This is a genomic window from Streptomyces cinereospinus (genome assembly GCF_042430725.1).
Lineage (GTDB): Bacteria > Actinomycetota > Actinomycetes > Streptomycetales > Streptomycetaceae > Streptomyces > Streptomyces cinereospinus.
Map to the genome: position 1 here is coordinate 1 of NZ_JBHMCY010000078.1, position 16,625 is coordinate 16,625.

A 16,625-nucleotide genomic window follows, 5' to 3' on the forward strand; every position below is an offset into this window, starting at 1 on the left:
TCGCGAGCGCAGGCCCTTGACAACACGCACCAGCCGCAAACTTCACGGCCTTGGTGCTAGCGCTCCCGCCGGGGCAGCAGCATGTCGGTGAGACGCCGGGCGATGTCCGGCCCCATGTCCCGCTCGGCCGCCGCGAGAGCGCCGGCGTCGCGGACGACCGGCGGCAGTGACCAGCCGTGGACGGCCCGGAGGGCACATCCGCGCAGCGCGGCCTCTTCGAACGCGAATGCCAGGAGGGCGTCGCAGGCATGGTGGATGTCCACCCCGACGACCACGTCGCGGCGAAGGCCGTGGTGAGGGACCGCTCGCTCATCGTGCGGGGGTCCCGTTCCCCGTACGAGCACGACCGGTTGCCCGGTGGCGCCGATCGTGGCCAGGCCGACCGGCCCCACCAGGAAACCTCTGACGCGGCCGAGGCCTCGTGAGCCGAGCACCAGTAGTTCCGCCTCGGCCGCCCGAGCAGCCAGTTCCGGTGCGGGGCGGCCGGACAGGCGCACCGTGGCGGCCGTGAGCCCGGGGTGGTGCTTCGACACGTCGCTCGCGGTACCGGCGAGCACCCTGTCGGCCCACCGGTGCTGCTCCCGTGCGGGCGCCGCCGGAGCGGGGGCGGCGCCGGACCACTGGTCGGCGACCGCTACGCGCAGTGCCGGCCCGCGGAGCAGCGGCTCATCGGCGGCCCACTGCGCCGCATGGAGGCTTTCGGCCGAGCCGTCCACGCCGAACGGTCAGGTGGCGGGACGTGCTCCGCACCTCCCGTCGGCCGGGCGCGCCCCGCGGGGCCTCCGGTGCGAACGCCTGGCATCCGGCCCTCGTCGTCGTGCCGGTTCACGACGCCCGCCCGTGGTCGGCGGCGTAGGCCGCGAAGACGTCCGTCGGTGTGCCGCCCGTGTGCAGGAAACGCTGGTCGAGGATGGCGGCGAGATCAGCCAGCGCACCGGCGAGCAGCCGGCCCGCCAGTCGTACGTCCGGCCTCCCGGCCGCCTGCCCGTGCTCGGCGAGCGCGGCGGCGTAGCCGACCGTGGCCGCCAGCGACGAGTGGTCCTCCCCGTCGTGGAAGTAGTACGCCTCGGCGTACTGCGTGAAGTCGATCCGCACGCGGGCCACTTCGACGGCCAGGCCGTCCAGCAGCAGTGCTCCCGCGGTGCTGTCGAGCTGTCGCGTCGCCGGGTCCGCGTCGCGCAGGAGTGCCAGCCGGACGGCCAGGACCCTTCTGCGTGTCAGGGCCGGGTAGATCTCCAGCACCCAGGAGACCGTGGCCGTCAGGAGGGCGAAGCCGACGAGGGCCTCCAGCGGCGAGACCAGGCGCAGCCATCCTTCGCCGGGCGTGATGTCCCCCAGCCCCAGGGTCGCGACCGTGACGAGCGACAGGTACACCGAGTCGAGCAGCGCCGGCTCCTGTGCCGCCTCGGAACCGGGCGAGAAGGTGAAGGCCGCGGGCATGTGGGGCCAGTAGACGATCGCCCAGCCGAGGACGACGGTGCCGGCCCACACGCCCACGACCGTGACCATGGCGAGCGGGCCGACCAGCCCGACCACCCGCCCGCGGGTACGGAAGCGCCGGGCCAGTCGCCACAGCGCCGTCATGACGAGGCGGCTCAGGCCGCCGTGACGGGTGGGGTGCCACAGCGTGTGGAACAGGTCCCGCAGGGTGACCATGACGAGCCCCGCGCCCAGCAGGGAGACCAACCACTCCACCTGTACCTCCTCCCGCGGTCCGGTCCCCCGAAGCCGACTGGGGCTTCCGGAGCGTAGGCCGGCCATGACACCGCCGTCGGGCCGAATCGCCGCGCTCACGGCCCGCTTCCCCCGGATCAACTCGTCGGGAGCACCAGCGCGGGGCTTCCCCGGGGGGGCGACGGTGACGGCCCGGTCGGCCATCGCGTGGTGCCGCTCTGGATGTCGGCGATACGGCGGTGTCGTCGGCATCGGCGATGTCACGGGTGCCGTTCGCCGACATCGCCACTCGCCGACGGCCGTGGGACCTCCCCCGTCGGTGACGCGGCCGTCCTCTGCACGTCCCTCCCACCGCCTACGAGGCGGGGGTGCGGAACGGACATGGGAGCCGAGACGTCCTGGTGGTGGGTGCGGGCCCCGTCGGTCTCGCCGCGGCCGTCGTCGCGCGGCTCCCGTCGCCCCGTCGGATCACCGTGGCGGACCTGTCCACCGCGAGACCGGAGGCCGCGGCCCGACCGCGGCCGGCCGATGCCGCCGAACCACCGGGTGATCGCCGAACTCTCCGAGGAGCCCGGAGCCGGTGCGGTCGTCGAGGCGGCGGGCGAACCGGACGGCTTCGTCCTGTGCTACCCGCGCCGTCCGTACGGGAGAGCACATCGCCGATCGGCAGTGACGCACCGCCGGTGAACCGCCGGCGGGAAGCCTCACGCCCACCGGCACCCGCGGCCTCCCGCGGCTGCCGTCCGCCCACGGCTCAGTCTCGCATCGCTCGACCGGTGCCGCCCCGTCACTGGGCCGGCATCGCGACGTCAGTCCGGGCCGTCCGCGCGCCCCCGCCCGCTCCGCCGCCGGACGCTCCTCTCGGCTGGCGCGACGGCGGGGGTCGCGGCAGCGTGGGAAGGGCAGAGAGCAGTTGCTGAGTGAGGTGACCATGCAATCTCCCGAAGCGGTACCACGGGTGGTCGTGGGCCTGGACGGATCCCCCTCGTCTCACGCCGCCCTGCGGTGGGCCGACCGGTACGCACGGAACGTGGGCGGTGTCGTGGAGGCGATCCACGTATGGGACACGCCCTCCGCCAGGGGCTGGAGCGGACCGGCGATCGATCCCGACTTCGACCTCGAGCAAGCACGGTCGGTCTTCGCCGAAGAGCTGCGTGCCGTGTTCCCCGGCGAGCGTCCGGCGCGTCTGAAGGAGCACCTTGTCGAGGGTGACCCGTCCGAGGCTCTGATCCAGGCCTCCGAGGGCGCCGAACTCCTTGTCGTGGGCCGCCGGGGCCGGGGCGGCTTCGCGAGAGCGATGCTCGGGTCGGTCAGCCAGCGCTGCGCGCAGCACGCCACCTGCCCGGTGGTGGTGGTCCCCGAGGAGCAGCGTTCGGCCCATTGAACCGCACCGCGCGGATCGCCTGCTCACCGCGCGGTGCGGGACGACCAGGCCCTCGCCGATCCTGGATTTGATCTTTGTCTCGGCTCGTGCTCCTGCGGCCGGTGTCGTCCGGAGCCGGGCGTCCCTGACGCAGGCTCGGGTACCTCGGCGGACGCGGCTCGCTGGACGCCGCTCACGGCGGCGGGACCGCTCGGCCCTCGTGCCCGGATGGGACCCGCTGGTGACGCGGGGACCCGCGGGACGCGGACCGCGGGCTGTCGCGGGGGCTCGGAGCCTCGGGGACGCAGGCTCGGGTACCTCGGCGGACGCGACTCGCTGGACGCCGCTCACGGCGGCGGGACCGCTCGGCCCTCGTGCCCGGATGGGACCCGCTGGTGACGCGGGGACCCGCGGGACGCGGACCGCGGGCTGTCGCGGGGGCTCGGAGCCTCGGGACGGAAGGAGAAGCACTGAGCAGCTTGGTGACCGTAGGAGGCGACGGTTCGGAGCGCAGCCTCGACGCCGTCGCCTGGGCGGCCCGGGAGTCCGAGTACCGTGATGCCACGCTGCGCGTGGTGCACGTGCGGACCTGGCCGCCGGCCGTGGCATGGGATCCCGTGCCGGCCCGGGCGGCCACGGACCGGCTCCGCGAGGAAGCGAAGCACCTGGTGGACGACGCGGTGGCCCGGACACGGTCGATCGCACCGGCCATCGACGTCTCGGGGCTGGTCCTGACCGGCGAACCACGGACCGTGCTGGAGCAGCAGTCCCGGTCGTCGCAACTGATCGTGGTGGGCAGCGGAGGCCGGGGCGGGTTCACAGCCCTGCTGCTGGGCTCGACCGCGACCGGGCTCGCGGCCCACGCACGGTGTCCCGTCCTCGTCGTACGGGAGCAGGCAGCCCCGTCCGGGCCGATCCTGCTCGGGGCCGACGGATCCCCCGCCGGCGCGGCGGCCGCCCGGTTCGCCCTGGAGGAGGCCGCCGCGCAGGGCGCGCGAGTCGTCGCCCTGCACGCGTGGACGTGGCCTGGCGCGAGGCAGCGGGCGCGTCCCTCGGCGGCGGTCCGGCGGCGCACAGGCCTTCCCGTCACCGGCGGAACCTCCCGGCCCACAGGGGCTCCACCTGCTCCCACTCGGCGCCCCACTGCGCGAACCTCCTCCGGTCCAGTACGTGACGCACGCCTGCCCGCGCGGCGAAGACCCCGGCGGCCACGGCCGTGGCCGCCGCACCGCCCGCGAACCAGCCAGTGGTCACGGCCTGGGGCTGGGTCATCGGCGGGCTGGTGACGGCCCCGTCGCCGGTCACCCACACCCTCACGGTGGCGCCCTCGGGCGTGTCCCGCTCCACCAGGGTGGTTCCCGTCCGCTCCGTTCCCCTGTCGTCGGCCCAGTGGACCCGCGCCTGCCGCTTCGTCGCCTCGCCGACCCGCTCAGTGATCGACGCGACCCGGGCGTCGGCCTGCTGCCGCTCGGCCGACTGGATCCGCACGGTGCGCATCGACGACTCGTACGCCGCCGGCCCCGCGCTGAGCGCGGCCACCGGCAGGCCGAGGACGAGGACCAGCATCAGCAAGGCGCGGAACCAGGACTCGCACCTGTCGGACGTGCGTCGCAGGGGGTTCGCCCCGTTCGGCACATGCTTCCTGTGCGGCGGGACCGGACCGGACGCGTGCGGCAGCTTCCGTGCACTCATGACTCGGCCTCCAGCGGTTCGCTGGTCCGTGACCCCATCACTGTCGTCCCAGTATCGGACGGCGACGCCTTCGGTCACAGGGCCGAAGGTCCTCACGGACACGACGTCGGTCCCGCAGGGGCCGACGTCGACGCAGTCCGTCTCCCGCGCATCCGGTCATCGGGCACCGGCCATGCGGCCATCCGGTCATGCCGTCACCCGGTCGTGCGGTCATCCGGGGAACGGCCGCGGTCCGGCACCCGGCCCCGCCGCGGTGGCGAGCGGCCCGGCATGCTCGGCATCGGGCGATTCACTGGAACGCCGTGTGGATCTCCTGTACTGCGCCCCCGCATGCCGCCACACGGCAGGGCGCCCAACGCGCGGCAGCTCGTTGGACCCGTACCTCTCCAGCCTGGCCCGGGCCTGAGCGAGGGGCAGGCCGCGCCGCGACGTGCCCAGCGCGGTGAAGACCTCTCCGGCGGGGAGTCCCGGCACCGGGGGACGCGGGCTGGTACCGGACGTGGCAGCGACCGCCTCGTCCCTCCCTCCGTCCGGTTCCAGCGGGTCCGCACTCGCCGGTTCGCCGCTCATGACCGTCGGCGCCCTCTCATCGTGCGACGGGCCGGCCGGCGAGGACAGGACCCTCCGGGAGACAGGTACCGGGCCGTTCGCCGCCTCACGCCGGGACCGTGATGACGGGGCAGCGGGCGTGGTGCAGCACGCCCTGGCTGACCGAGCCCAGCAGCATGCCGGCGAACCCTCCGCGCCCCCTGGTTCCCACGACCAGGCCCAGGGCGTGTTCCGAGGCCCCCCGTCAGGACCTGCACCGGGTGCCCGCGGACCACCTCGTGGTGCAGCTCTGTCCCCGGGTGCCTCGCGGTGCGGCCCGCGACCGCCTCCGAGAGCACCCGGCGGCACTCCCCCACCGCGGCTTCCTCGTCGAGGACACCGAGAAGCGGCGGATGCCACACATACAGGGCCCGCACAAGCGCTCCGCGCAGAGCCGCCTCCCCGAACGCCACGTCCACCGCCGCGGCCGAATGCCGGCTGCCGTCGACACCGACCACGAAGTACGCGGGCTGCCCGGCGACGTGCTCCGGCTCCGGCACCACCGCGACCGGGCAGGGAGCGTGGGCGGTGAGCGGGAGGACCACGGAGGCCGCGGAGAACATCCCGCGCCGCCTGCTCAGGTGCCAGGAGCCCACCACGACCAGGGCGGCGCCCCGAGCCTCCTCGCGCAGGACCCACGCCGGCTCTCCTTCCGCCAGCAGCGTCGACACCTCCACCGCCGGACACCGGGACTCGACGAAGGCGACCGCCTCCTCGAGCAGCTGAGCACCCAGCCCGTGCAGCGCGCGGTTCCACTCCTCCCAGGACGGCCGTTCCTTCCCCGACCGGTATCCGCCGGTCGGCACGCCCTGGGCGAGGACGAGCCGCAGCGGCAGGTGACGCCGATCCGCCTCGTCGGCGGCCCAGGCGAGGGCCAACCGCTTCGCGGGGTCCGGGTCGACGCCCACCACGATCGTCCGACGCCCGTCCGCACCGGTCATGGCACCTCCAGGGATCTCCGCGACACCCGTCCGTGCACTGTCTCTTCCAGCCTCACCCCTGCCGTCGGGTGCCGCCACGCCACGGCTCCGCACCGCCGGCCGGCTCGTCTCTCGCACCGCACCATGCGGGGTGTCGCACGCCGGCGAAGGCTGGACGGAGCGCGGCGGCGCACCCGCGGCGGCACACCAGCGCCGGCCGGCCCGAGCGGCCGTCAGGGACCGGCCGGCAGGTGAGGAGGCAGGTGAGAAGGAGGAACTGTCGTGGCGCATCCGGTCGTCGTGGGAGTGGACGGCTCGCCATCGAGCCCGCACCCGGTGGAGATCGGGGCACGGGTGGCCGGCCCGCGCGGCGTGGGCCTACGGCTCGTGCACGCCTTCGGGGGGCCGTCGATGCCCGCCCTGCTCGGCTCGGTCGGCCAGGCCCCGCTGCGCCACGCGCACTGCCCCGTCGCCGTGGTGCGTGGCGGAAGCCGGGATGCTGACAGGCCATGACCCGTCGGTGACGCCTCCGCGGCTTGCGACGCCGCAGCGCTCACATGTGCTGTGACTTCAGGGGTGTCCCGGCCTGGTCGGCGAGCCACCCCCCGGGCGGGACGGCACACTTCGTCGCGGGCGAGGGCCAGCAGCCGGTCCAGGACCCGGGGTCCGCCCGCCCGCACCCCGTCGTGCTCGAACTCGTCGGTGACCCAGGCAGGTCCTGGCCCGCCCTGTCGCTCGCGACGACCTCGCGGACGTAGAGGTCGACGGTCTCCCCCGCCGGGTCGTCGTGGTCGAGGGGCACGGTGAAGTGGCGGTCGGTGAGGACGACGCCGGGCTGGCGGCAGACGCTCAACGGGGCTCCCGGTGCGGACGAGGTTGCGGACCGCGTCCCGGTTCAGTACATCGCGCGCCGCCCGCCACCGCCGGGGATCACGCACGGCTGCTGAACGCCGGGTCAGGGACGGGTGCCTGCGGTGCTGACCGGCGGGTCAGGGGCGCCGGGTGCGGGCCGGACGGCGGTCAGCGGCCCGGGAGGCGGGAGCGGCGGACCACCAGTTCCGGCTGGAGCACGACCCGGCGGTGTTCGTGCCGGGCCGGGCCGCCGTCCCGCCCGCTCTCCTCCAGCAGCAGGCCGGCCGCCAGGGCGCCCATCCTGACGGCGGGCCGGCGTACGGACGTCAGCGGTACGGCGGCCGCGGCGGCGAACTCCCCGTACCAGCTCGCCGCCGCCCGCCCGAGCGCCCGGTTCGCGCACGCCGAGGGCCTGTTGCTCACCCCCGGCCTGCTGTCGTACTGGCTCACCGGGGAACAGGGCACCGAGCTCGCCAACGCCTCGACGACCCAGTTCGGCGGCCCCCGGACACGGGACTGGTCGTACGGCGTGGCCGCGCGGCCGGGCGTCGGCTCGCGCCCCGCACTACCCTGCACACGTCGGATGATCGACCCCGAGGAGCCGCGATGCGTGTCGCCCTGTTCCTGACCTGTGTCAACGACACGCTCTGTCCGGACACCGGGCGCGCCGTGGTGAGTCTGCTGACCAGACTGGGCGTCGAGGTCGACTTCCCGATGGCCCAGACCTGCTGCGGGCAGGCCCACTACAACACCGGCTACCGGCGGGAGGCGGAGCCACTGGCCCGGCACTTCTCGGAGGTCTTCGGGGAGTACGAGGCGATCGTGACCCCGTCCGGGTCGTGCGGGGCGATGGTGCGGGAGCTGTATCCGCGCATGGGGGCGCGGGCACGGGCCGAGGGGCGCGGGACGGCGCTGGCGACCGCGCTGGCGCCGGTGGTGCAGAAGACGTACGAACTCAGCGAGTTCCTGGTGGACGTGCTGGGGGTGACGGACGTCGGCGCGTACTACCCGCACCGGGTGACGTACCACCCGACCTGCCACGGACTGCGCGGGCTGGGCCTCGGGGACCGGCCCCGCAGGCTGCTGGAGGCGGTGCGGGGGCTGGAACTGGTCGAGTTGCCGGGCGCGCAGGAGTGCTGCGGGTTCGGCGGCACCTTCGCGGTGAAGAACGCCGACGTCTCGGCGGCGATGGGCGCCGACAAGGTGCGCAACGCCGAGTCGACCGGCGCGGAGGTGCTGTGCGCGGCGGACAGCTCCTGCCTGCTGCACATCGGCGGCACCATGAGCCGGCTGCGCACCGGGATGCGGCCGGTGCACATCGCGGAGATCCTGGCGAGCACGGAGGAGGAACCGGCACTGTGAGCGGAACGTTCGTCGGCATGCCGGCCTTCCCGGCGGCCGCGCACGAGGCGGTGCGCAACCCCACCCTGCGCGGCAACCTGCGGCACGCCACGCACACCATCCGCGCCAAGCGGGAGACGGCGGTCGCCGAGGTCTCCGACTGGGCGCGGCTGCGCGAGGCCGGGCGGCGCATCAAGGACCACACGCTCCGTCACCTCGACCGCTATCTGGAGCAGCTGGAGGAGTCGGTGACGGCGGCGGGCGGCACCGTCCACTGGGCGGTCGACGCCGACGAGGCCAACCGGATCGTCGCCGAACTGGTCCGGGCGACCGGCCAGACGGAGGTCGTCAAGGTCAAGTCGATGGCCACCCAGGAGATCGGGCTCAACGAGGCGCTGGAGGCGGAGGGGATCCGGGCCTACGAGACGGATCTCGCCGAGCTGATCGTGCAGCTGGGCCGGGACCGGCCCTCGCACATCCTGGTGCCGGCGATCCACCGCAACCGCGGTGAGATCCGGGACGTCTTCGCCCGCGAGATGGGGGCGTGGGGCCGCCCGGCCCCCGACGGCCTCACCGACACGCCCGCCGAGCTGGCCGAGGCCGCCCGGCTGCACCTGCGGGAGAAGTTCCTGCGCGCCAAGGTCGGCGTCTCCGGCGCCAACTTCATGGTCGCCGAGACGGGCACGCTGGTGGTGGTGGAGTCCGAGGGCAACGGGCGCATGTGCCTCACCCTCCCCGAGACGCTGATCTCGGTCGTCGGCATCGAGAAGGTCGTGCCGGCCTGGCGGGACCTGGAGGTGTTCCTGCAGACCCTGCCCCGCTCCTCGACGGCGGAGCGGATGAACCCGTACACCAGCACGTGGACGGGCACCACCGACGAGGACGGCCCGCGCGCCTTCCACCTGGTGCTGCTCGACAACGGCCGCACCGACACGCTCGCCGACGAGGTCGGGCGGCAGGCCCTGCGCTGCATCCGCTGCTCGGCGTGTCTGAACGTCTGCCCGGTGTACGAGCGGGCGGGCGGGCACGCCTACGGCTCGGTCTACCCGGGGCCGATCGGCGCGATCCTCAGCCCTCAGCTGCGGGGTACGGGCAGCGCGATCGACGCCTCGCTGCCGTACGCCTCGTCACTCTGCGGGGCCTGTTACGACGTGTGCCCGGTGGCGATCGACATCCCGGAGGTGCTGGTGCACCTGCGGGAGCGGGTGGTGGCGGGCGGGCCGGTGGTCCGCGGCGGCAACAAGGTCGTGCTGAAGCCCGCCAAGGGGCATGCCGCCGAGCGGGCGGTGATGCGGGCGGCCCGCTGGGCGTTCGCCCACCCCGGTGCGCTGCGGGCCGGCCAGCGGCTCGCCTCGCGCACCCGCCGCCTGCATCCGCGCACGCTTCCGGGGCCCGGCCGGGCCTGGAGCGGCAGCCGGGATCTGCCGGCGGTGCCCGCCGAGCCGTTCCGGGACTGGTGGCAGCGCACGCACGGAGGAACGGACGGCGCGCGGTGAGCGGCAGGGAGCGGATCCTGGGCCGGGTGCGGCGCGCGCTCGCGGACGTGCCCGGGGACGACGCGCCGTACGAGCAGGCGGTCCCCCGGGACTATCTGCGGGCGCACGGGGAGCTGTCGGCGCAGCGGACGGTGGAGCTGCTCGCCGAGAACCTGGCGGACTACCGGGCGGTCGTGCACCGCTGCACCGCCGCCGGCCTGGCCGACACCCTCGCCGGGCTGCTGGCCGCGCGGCGGGCGAGGACGGTGCTGGTGCCGCCGGGCCTCGCGCCGTCCTGGCTCGCGCGGGCCGGCGCCGAGCAGGTTCCGGACCGCGTCGAGAGCACCCCGGAGCAGCTCGACCGGATCGACAGCGTGGTCACCGGCTGCGCGGTGGCCGTCGCCGAGACCGGCACGATCGTCCTGGACGGCGGTCCCGACCAGGGCCGCCGCCGGATCACGCTCGTGCCGGACCACCACATCTGTGTCGTGCGGGTGCCGGAGCAGGTCGTCGCCTCCGTCCCGCAGGCCCTGGAACGCCTCGACCCGGCCCGTCCGCTGACATGGATCTCCGGTCCCTCGGCGACCAGTGACATCGAGCTGGACCGGGTCGAGGGCGTGCACGGTCCGCGCACCCTGGAGGTGGTGCTGGTGGGCGACCGGGCCCCTGCGTGAGCGGTGTGCTCTGTTCGATTCACCCCGCGGCGGGCCGCCGCCGGTGAGCGGGGGCCGTACGGTGCCGCTAGCGTGAGGTCGTGATCCGGTTCGAGCAGGTCGGCAAGCGGTATCCGGACGGTACGACCGCCGTGGACGGGCTGTCCTTCGAGGTGTCGGAGGGCGAACTCGTCACGCTGGTGGGGCCCTCGGGGTGCGGCAAGACGACGACCGTGATGATGGTCAACCGGCTGATCGAGCCCACCTCGGGCCGGATCCTGGTGGGCGGCGAGGACGTCGCCACGGTCGACCCGGTACGGCTGCGCCGGCGCATCGGGTACGTCATCCAGCAGGTCGGCCTCTTCCCGCACCGCACGGTCCTCGACAACACGGCGACCGTGCCGTCGCTGGTCGGCTGGAAGCGGGCGAGGGCGCGGGCCCGGGCGGCGGAGCTGCTCGACCTGGTGGGCCTGGATCCGCGGACGTACGGGCCGCGCTACCCGCACCAGCTGTCGGGCGGCCAGCGGCAGCGGGTCGGGGTGGCGCGGGCGCTGGCGGCCGATCCGCCGGTGCTGCTGATGGACGAGCCGTTCGGGGCGGTCGACCCGGTGGTGCGGGAGCAGTTGCAGGACGAGTTCCTGCGGATGCAGGCCGCGGTGCGCAAGACGGTGCTGATGGTCACCCACGACATCGAGGAGGCGGTCCGCCTCGGTGACCGGATCGCGGTGTACGGGCAGGGGCGGATCGAGCAGTTCGACACGCCCGCCGCGGTGCTGGGCACCCCGGCGTCGCCCCACGTCGCCGGGTTCGTCGGCGCCGACCGGGGCCTGAAGCGGCTGTCGGTGACCCCGATCGAGCCCGGCGACCTGGAGCAGCCGCCGATCGCCCGCCTGGACGAGCCGTCCGGGCGGGCGGCCGGGCGGCTGCGCGCGGACGGCGCCCGGTGGGCGGTCGTCCTGGACGCGGACGGCGGCCTGCACGGCTGGGTCGGGATCGACATGCTCGGCGCGAGCGCCCGCGTCGGCGACCTGGCCCGCCGCATGGACGCCTGGGTCCCGCTGGGCGCCCCGCTGAAGCAGGCCTTCGGTGTCATGCTCCAGCACGACGCGGGCTGGGTCGCGGTCCTGGAGGGCGCCCGCTTCGTCGGCGTGCTGACCCCCGCCGGGCTCCACGAGGCCCTGCGCCGCTCGGTGGACGCGGACGCCCTGGGAGTGGCACGGGGGCAGGTGGCGTTCGACTCCGTGGCGGACGCCTGACACCGGCGCCGGGCGCCGGGGCCTCCGGGTCTCAGGGCATCGGATCGTCAGCGCGCCGGAGTGGCGGGGGGGGGTCGGGGGGTGTCGGGCCGCCGGGGTGTCAGCCGAGCAGCCCCCGGTCCGCCAGGTACGCCCGGGCGACGTCCGCCGGCAGCCGGCGCCAGCTGTCCACCTGCCGGTTCAGGGCGGCCAGGTCGGCGGTGGTGAGGACGGTGTTGAGCCGGCCGAGCGCCCTGGTGACGCCGGGGCCGCCGGCGTGGGCGCGGTTGACGACCGGGACGACGTGGTCGGCGTTCTGGAGGTGCTTGTCGTCGGCGAGCAGGACCAGCCCGAACTCGTCGAGGGTGGCGTCGGTCGTGGTGGTGAGGACCATCTGGTCCCGGCCGCTCTGCACCGCCCGCTTGGCCTGGGTGGTGCCGACGCCCTTGGGGTCGACGGCGGTGACGTCGACGCCGTAGGTCTCGCGCAGGCCGGGGGCGCAGTACGGGCGCCGCACGCATTCGTCGCCGGCCGCCAGACGGACCTTGAGGCCGGACCTGCCGAGGTCGCTGAGGGTTTCGAGGCCGTGCCGGCGCGCGTAGGAGGCGCTCACGGCGAAGGCGTTCTGGTCGACCGCCCGGCCGGGAGCGAGGACGGTCAGGCCGCGGGGCGCGGCCAGGCGGCGCAGCGCCTTCATGGTGGTGCCGAGGTCGGGCGAGCCGGCGGGCGGGGCGTCGGGGCCGTGGGTCCGGGCGTTGAGCCAGTCGGCGAAGGTGGCGGCGTACTCGGGCACGACGTCGATCCGGCCGGACTCCAGGGCCGGTGCGTACAGTTCGCGATTGGCGACGGTGACCAGGGACGTCTCGTAGCCCGCCCGGTTCAGCAGCAGGACGTAGAGCTGGGCGAGCAGGTCGCTCTCGGTGAAGCCGGCCGAGCCGACGGTCAGCCGGCGGCCGTCGCCCGGTGGCGCGGTGACCGTGCCCCGGTCCTCCAGGGCGGGGCCGGTGGAGCAGGCGGTCACGAGGACCAGCAGGGCGGCCGCGAGCGGCGCCGCACGGCCGCTCACGGCGTGCCCCGGGCCCAGGCCGGGGCCAGCCGTGCGGCCACCTCGAACAGGCCCTCGACGAGCAGCGCGAACCCGGCGACCAGCACCGCACCGGCCACCACCTGGGGCGTACTGGCCAGGCTGAACCCGGCCGTGATGATCCGGCCCAGCCCTCCCCCGCCGGCCAGGGCGGCGAGGGTGGCGGTGGCGACGAGCTGGACGGCGGCGATCCGCACGCCGTTCAGGATCATCGGCGCGGCGAGCGGCAGTTCCACCCGGAACAGCACCTGGCGTCCTGTCATCCCCATCCCGCGGGCCGCCCGCACCGTGTCGCGGTCGACCTCGCGCATGCCGACGTACGCGCTGGTCAGCAGCGGGGGCACGGCGAACAGCACCAGCGCGACGACCGTCGGCCCCTCGCCCCAGGCGGCGAGGGGCGTGAGCAGCAGCAGGACCAGGACCGCGAAGGTGGGGACCGCGCGGCCGACGTTGGAGAGGTTGACCGCGAGCGCGCCGCCCCGGCCCAGGTGACCGAGTGTCACGGCGACGGGCAGCGCGATCAGGCAGCTGACGGCCAGGCAGACCGCCGTGAGCACCAGGTGCTGCGCCAGCCGCCGCCCGATGCCGTCGGCGCCCGGCCAGTGCGCGGGGTCGGTGAGCCAGTCCCAGCTCGCGGTGAGCGTGCTCATGCGCGGGTCCTGGTCCAGGGCGTGATCAGCCGCTGCACGCCCAGCAGGAGCAGGTCGGCCGCGACCGCGAGGACCACGCACAGCACGGACGCGGTCAGCACCTGTGCCTTGAAGTACGCGTTCATGCCCGCGTAGAGGAGGTTGCCGAGCCCGCCGTACCCGACGATCGCGCCGACGGTCGCGAGCGACACCGCGGAGACCGTGGCGATGCGCAGCCCGGCCATCGCGGCCGGCACGGCGAGCGGCAGTTCGACGGCGAGGAGCAGCCGGACGGGGCCGTAGCCCAGGCCGCGGGCGGCCTGCCGGGTCTCCTCGGGGACGGCGCGCAGACCGGCGAGGAGGGTGCGCACCAGCAGGGTCAGCGAGTACAGCACGAGTCCGGCGGTCACCAGCGTCGCCGACAGCCCGTACAGGGGCAGCAGCAGCGAGAACATCGCCAGCGACGGGATCGTGTAGAGGATCGTCGTCACGGCGAGCACGGGACCGGCGGCCCAGCGCCGGTGGCGGGCCAGCACCGCGAGAGGCAGCGCGAGGGCGAGGGCGACCAGCACCGAGACGGACGTCAGCCGCACGTGCTGGAACACGGCGTCGAGCAGGATCTCGCGGCGGGTGGTCAGATACTCGCCGCAGATCCATTCGTTGCGCGCGAGGCAGTCGTCCGGGGGCGCGGTCACGCGTCCATTGCACCGGGCGGCGCACCGCGTCGGCGCGTTGTGGTGACCCGTCCGGGGTGTCGCTGGGTACACCCTCCGGCCGGGTTCTGCGCCCCGTGTGGTCCGGGCGCGCGGTCCGTAGCGTCGTGGGCGAGGCACAGGGCGTGCCGGACGGAGGGCGACGAGGATGTTCCGCACCAGCTCACCACGGACGCAGCCGGACCCGGGGCCCGCCGCCCAGGCGCTGCGGCTGGTCAAGGTGACCAAGACATACGGCAGCGGCGACAGCGCGGTGACCGCGCTGGACGGCGTGACGCTCGGCCTGGGGCGCGGCACCTTCACCGCGGTGATGGGGCCGTCGGGCTCGGGCAAGTCCACGCTGTTGCAGTGCGCGGCCGGGCTGGACCGGCCGGACAGCGGCATCGTGCAGGTGGACGGCACGGAGATGACCGGGGGCACGGAGGCCGGGCTGACCCGGTTCCGGCGCGAGCGGGTGGGCTTCGTCTTCCAGCAGTACAACCTGCTGGACACCCTCACCGTCGCCCAGAACACGGTGCTGCCGCTGCGGCTGGCCGGGCGGCGGGTGGACCGGCGGCGGGCCCGCGAGGTGCTGGCGGCGGTCGGCCTCGGCGACCGGCTCGGGCACCGGCCCGCGCAGCTGTCCGGCGGTCAGCGCCAGCGGGTCGCGATCGCCCGCGCGCTGGTGACCGAACCCCGGGTGATCTTCGCGGACGAGCCGACCGGCGCGCTGGACTCGCGCAGCGCCCGCGAGGTGCTGCGGCTGCTGCGGGACGCGGTCCGGGTGCACGGCCGGACCGTGGTGATGGTGACGCACGACCCGGTGGCCGCCTCCGCCGCCGACGCGGTGCTGTTCCTTGCCGACGGCCGGCTCGCGGGCCGGCTGGACGCGCCGGCGCCGGACGCCGTCGCCGAGCGGCTGGCGCACCTGGGCGACGACGTTCCGGCGGGGGTGTGAGCGGTGTTCGTACTGGCGATGCGGTCGATCCGGCACCGGCCCGGGCGGTTCCTCGCGACGCTGCTGGCCGCGTTCCTCGGCGCGGCGGTCATCATGACGTTCAACTCGCTGCACGACACGGCCGCCCGGCCCGGCGTGGACGCGGTCAGCGCCGAGACGCTGACGGTGTCGGCGGGCGTGGTCGGCGGCTACGGCACGCTGCTGGTGTTCTTCGCGATCTCCTCCACCCTGACGGTCACCGTGCGGCAGCGGGCCGCCGAACTGGAGCTGCTGCGCTGCTCGGGGGCGACGCCGGGGCAGATCCGGCGGATGGTGGCCGGTGAGGCGGTGGCGGTGGCCCTGGTGGGTGCCGCGGCGGCGATCGGGCCGGCGGTGCTCGGCGGCCGGGCGCTGCTGGCGGTGTTCCGGAACGGTGGCCAGGTGGCGGACTCGGCCGACGCCGTGTTCGGGCCGGTCGCGCTCCTCTCGGGCGTCGGCGTCACGCTGCTCGCGGCGGCCGGGGCGGCCCTCCTCGCGGTCCGCCGGGCGGCGCACCGGCGCGGACCGCGGGGCCGGGTCCGCACGTTCCTCGCGTGCGCGGCGCTGGTCGCGGGTGCCGCGTCGGTGAGCTCGGCGTTCGCGTTCTCGGCGACCGACGAGGCGTTGATGGCGCCGGCCGCCTACGGGGCGATCCTGCTGTCGGTGGGGTTCGCGACGCTGTCGCCCCGGCTGCTGGGCGGTGTGCTGCGGGGTCTGCCGCCGGCCGGGGCGAGCGGCTGGCTGGCCGTGCGCAATCTGCGGCAGCGAACCGGGCATCTCGCGGGGATCCTGATGTCGCTCGTCCTGTTCACGGCGGTGTCCACGGCGACGCTGACCATGCAGGCCGTGGAGAGCGACGCCGTCGCGGCCTCGGGGCTGGTGAAGTCGGCCGACGCCAGGAATCTGGAGACGCTCAACTTCACGGTCGTCGGCATCATCGTGGTGTTCGTGTGCGTGATCCTGGTCAACTCGCTGTACGCGGCGACGGCCTACCGCGCCCGGGAGTTCGGGCAGCAGCGCCTGGCCGGGGCGACGCCGGGACAGGTGCTGGCGGTGGTCGGCGCCGAGGGCCTGGTGCTGACCCTCACCGGCGTCTTCCTCGGCACGCTGGCCGCGCTGGCCGGCATCGTCCCGTTCACGGTCGTCCGCACCGACGAGGTCCTGCCCGGGCAGACGCTGGGTGTGTGGGCGGGGGTCGCCGCCGTCGCGGCGGCGGTCACCCTGGGAACGAGCCTGCTGACGGCCCGCCGGGTGCTGCGGGCACCGGCGGTGGGGGCGGTGGCGGTGACGGCGTGAGGGGGGAACGCGGGCGGGGCGCCCCGGCGGTGCACCGGCCAGTAAGCGCCTCGGCGGCTGCCTCCGGTCACCGCACGCCGGCCGGCGGCTGATCCTCGCCGCCGTACCCCGGCCGACGGCCGACCCAAGACACCGCACACACGCAGACGGCCGAG

15 protein-coding genes and 5 pseudogenes are annotated in these 16,625 nt (G+C 75.0%); 10 read left to right on the forward strand and 10 right to left on the reverse strand.

The window, feature by feature from the left end; all coding sequences use genetic code 11:
* Positions 1-56: 56 nt before the first annotated feature.
* Entirely contained in the window at positions 57-716 is a 660-nt protein-coding gene (locus ACFF45_RS29585) for a universal stress protein (protein ID WP_381349772.1), read from the reverse strand.
* Between the two features lie 109 nt (positions 717-825).
* The gene (locus tag ACFF45_RS29590; RefSeq protein ID WP_381349773.1) at positions 826-1,695 is read right to left on the reverse strand and encodes a potassium channel family protein; all 870 of its coding nucleotides are present in this window, start codon (positions 1,693-1,695) and stop codon (positions 826-828) included.
* Between the two features lie 910 nt (positions 1,696-2,605).
* Between ACFF45_RS29590 and ACFF45_RS29595 the strand changes: the two genes are divergently transcribed.
* Together ACFF45_RS29595 and ACFF45_RS29600 are read left to right on the forward strand one after the other, a co-directional pair.
* Positions 2,606-3,058, forward strand: a complete 453-nt coding sequence (locus tag ACFF45_RS29595; protein WP_381349775.1) for a universal stress protein — start codon at positions 2,606-2,608, stop codon at positions 3,056-3,058.
* Positions 3,059-3,519: 461 nt separating this feature from the next.
* Positions 3,520-4,071 (forward strand): annotated as a pseudogene (locus tag ACFF45_RS29600) (universal stress protein); the annotation flags it as partial.
* A 52-nt stretch (positions 4,072-4,123) separates the two neighbouring features.
* On the opposite strand, the gene ACFF45_RS29605 reads toward ACFF45_RS29600, so the two are convergent.
* From ACFF45_RS29605 to ACFF45_RS29615, 3 genes and pseudogenes are all read right to left on the reverse strand, one after another.
* Positions 4,124-4,729 (reverse strand): Rv1733c family protein, encoded by a 606-nt coding sequence (locus ACFF45_RS29605; protein ID WP_381349776.1) that lies wholly within the window; start codon positions 4,727-4,729, stop codon positions 4,124-4,126.
* 210 nt (positions 4,730-4,939) lie between these two features.
* Positions 4,940-5,299: a cation-transporting P-type ATPase gene (locus ACFF45_RS29610; protein ID WP_381349777.1), complete on the reverse strand. Its 360-nt coding sequence runs from the start codon at positions 5,297-5,299 to the stop codon at positions 4,940-4,942.
* Positions 5,300-5,384: 85 nt separating this feature from the next.
* Positions 5,385-6,258: pseudogene (locus tag ACFF45_RS29615) on the reverse strand (universal stress protein).
* A gap of 261 nt (positions 6,259-6,519) precedes the next feature.
* On the opposite strand from ACFF45_RS29615, the gene ACFF45_RS29620 reads away from it, so the two are divergent.
* A complete protein-coding gene (locus ACFF45_RS29620) occupies positions 6,520-6,750 on the forward strand; it encodes an adenine nucleotide alpha hydrolase family protein (RefSeq protein WP_381349779.1) in 231 nt (76 codons plus the stop codon).
* A gap of 133 nt (positions 6,751-6,883) precedes the next feature.
* Here ACFF45_RS29620 and ACFF45_RS29625 read toward each other — a convergent pair.
* Together ACFF45_RS29625 and ACFF45_RS29630 are read right to left on the reverse strand one after the other, a co-directional pair.
* A pseudogene (locus tag ACFF45_RS29625) lies at positions 6,884-7,090 on the reverse strand (hypothetical protein); the annotation flags it as partial.
* A 167-nt stretch (positions 7,091-7,257) separates the two neighbouring features.
* Positions 7,258-7,446 (reverse strand): annotated as a pseudogene (locus ACFF45_RS29630) (substrate-binding domain-containing protein); the annotation flags it as partial.
* On the opposite strand from ACFF45_RS29630, the pseudogene ACFF45_RS29635 reads away from it, so the two are divergent.
* The 5 genes and pseudogenes from ACFF45_RS29635 to ACFF45_RS29655 form a co-directional block, all read left to right on the forward strand.
* Positions 7,442-7,639 (forward strand): annotated as a pseudogene (locus ACFF45_RS29635) (rhamnulokinase); the annotation flags it as partial. The pseudogenes ACFF45_RS29630 and ACFF45_RS29635 sit on opposite strands and share 5 nt — an antisense overlap.
* A gap of 56 nt (positions 7,640-7,695) precedes the next feature.
* Positions 7,696-8,451 (forward strand): (Fe-S)-binding protein, encoded by a 756-nt coding sequence (locus ACFF45_RS29640; RefSeq protein ID WP_381349780.1) that lies wholly within the window; start codon positions 7,696-7,698, stop codon positions 8,449-8,451.
* A complete protein-coding gene (locus ACFF45_RS29645; protein ID WP_381349781.1) occupies positions 8,448-9,926 on the forward strand; it encodes a lactate utilization protein B in 1,479 nt (492 codons plus the stop codon). The genes ACFF45_RS29640 and ACFF45_RS29645 overlap by 4 nt, the downstream gene beginning before the upstream one ends.
* Positions 9,923-10,579: a LutC/YkgG family protein gene (locus ACFF45_RS29650; protein ID WP_381349782.1), complete on the forward strand. Its 657-nt coding sequence runs from the start codon at positions 9,923-9,925 to the stop codon at positions 10,577-10,579. Before ACFF45_RS29645 ends, ACFF45_RS29650 begins: the two co-directional genes overlap by 4 nt.
* Positions 10,580-10,659: 80 nt before the next feature.
* Positions 10,660-11,814 carry an ABC transporter ATP-binding protein gene (locus ACFF45_RS29655; RefSeq protein WP_381349783.1) on the forward strand — a complete coding sequence of 385 codons (1,155 nt, stop codon included), beginning with the start codon at positions 10,660-10,662 and terminating at the stop codon, positions 11,812-11,814.
* A 100-nt stretch (positions 11,815-11,914) separates the two neighbouring features.
* Here the strand turns inward: ACFF45_RS29655 and ACFF45_RS29660 are convergent, their stop codons facing one another.
* Genes ACFF45_RS29660 through ACFF45_RS29670 form a run of 3 tightly spaced genes read right to left on the reverse strand, consistent with a single transcriptional unit; the run spans position 11,915 to position 14,201 of the window.
* Positions 11,915-12,859: an ABC transporter substrate-binding protein gene (locus ACFF45_RS29660; protein ID WP_381349784.1), complete on the reverse strand. Its 945-nt coding sequence runs from the start codon at positions 12,857-12,859 to the stop codon at positions 11,915-11,917.
* Positions 12,856-13,527 carry an ABC transporter permease gene (locus ACFF45_RS29665; RefSeq protein ID WP_381349785.1) on the reverse strand — a complete coding sequence of 224 codons (672 nt, stop codon included), beginning with the start codon at positions 13,525-13,527 and terminating at the stop codon, positions 12,856-12,858. The genes ACFF45_RS29660 and ACFF45_RS29665 overlap by 4 nt, the downstream gene beginning before the upstream one ends.
* On the reverse strand, positions 13,524-14,201 hold the full coding sequence (locus tag ACFF45_RS29670) for an ABC transporter permease (protein ID WP_381349786.1): 678 nt from the start codon (positions 14,199-14,201) through the stop codon (positions 13,524-13,526). The genes ACFF45_RS29665 and ACFF45_RS29670 overlap by 4 nt, the downstream gene beginning before the upstream one ends.
* 166 nt (positions 14,202-14,367) lie before the next feature.
* Between ACFF45_RS29670 and ACFF45_RS29675 the strand changes: the two genes are divergently transcribed.
* Both ACFF45_RS29675 and ACFF45_RS29680 read left to right on the forward strand, forming a co-directional pair.
* Positions 14,368-15,156 (forward strand): ABC transporter ATP-binding protein, encoded by a 789-nt coding sequence (locus ACFF45_RS29675; RefSeq protein WP_381349788.1) that lies wholly within the window; start codon positions 14,368-14,370, stop codon positions 15,154-15,156.
* Between the two features lie 3 nt (positions 15,157-15,159).
* The gene (locus ACFF45_RS29680) at positions 15,160-16,470 is read left to right on the forward strand and encodes an FtsX-like permease family protein (RefSeq protein WP_381349789.1); all 1,311 of its coding nucleotides are present in this window, start codon (positions 15,160-15,162) and stop codon (positions 16,468-16,470) included.
* The last annotated feature ends 155 nt before the right edge of the window (positions 16,471-16,625 follow it).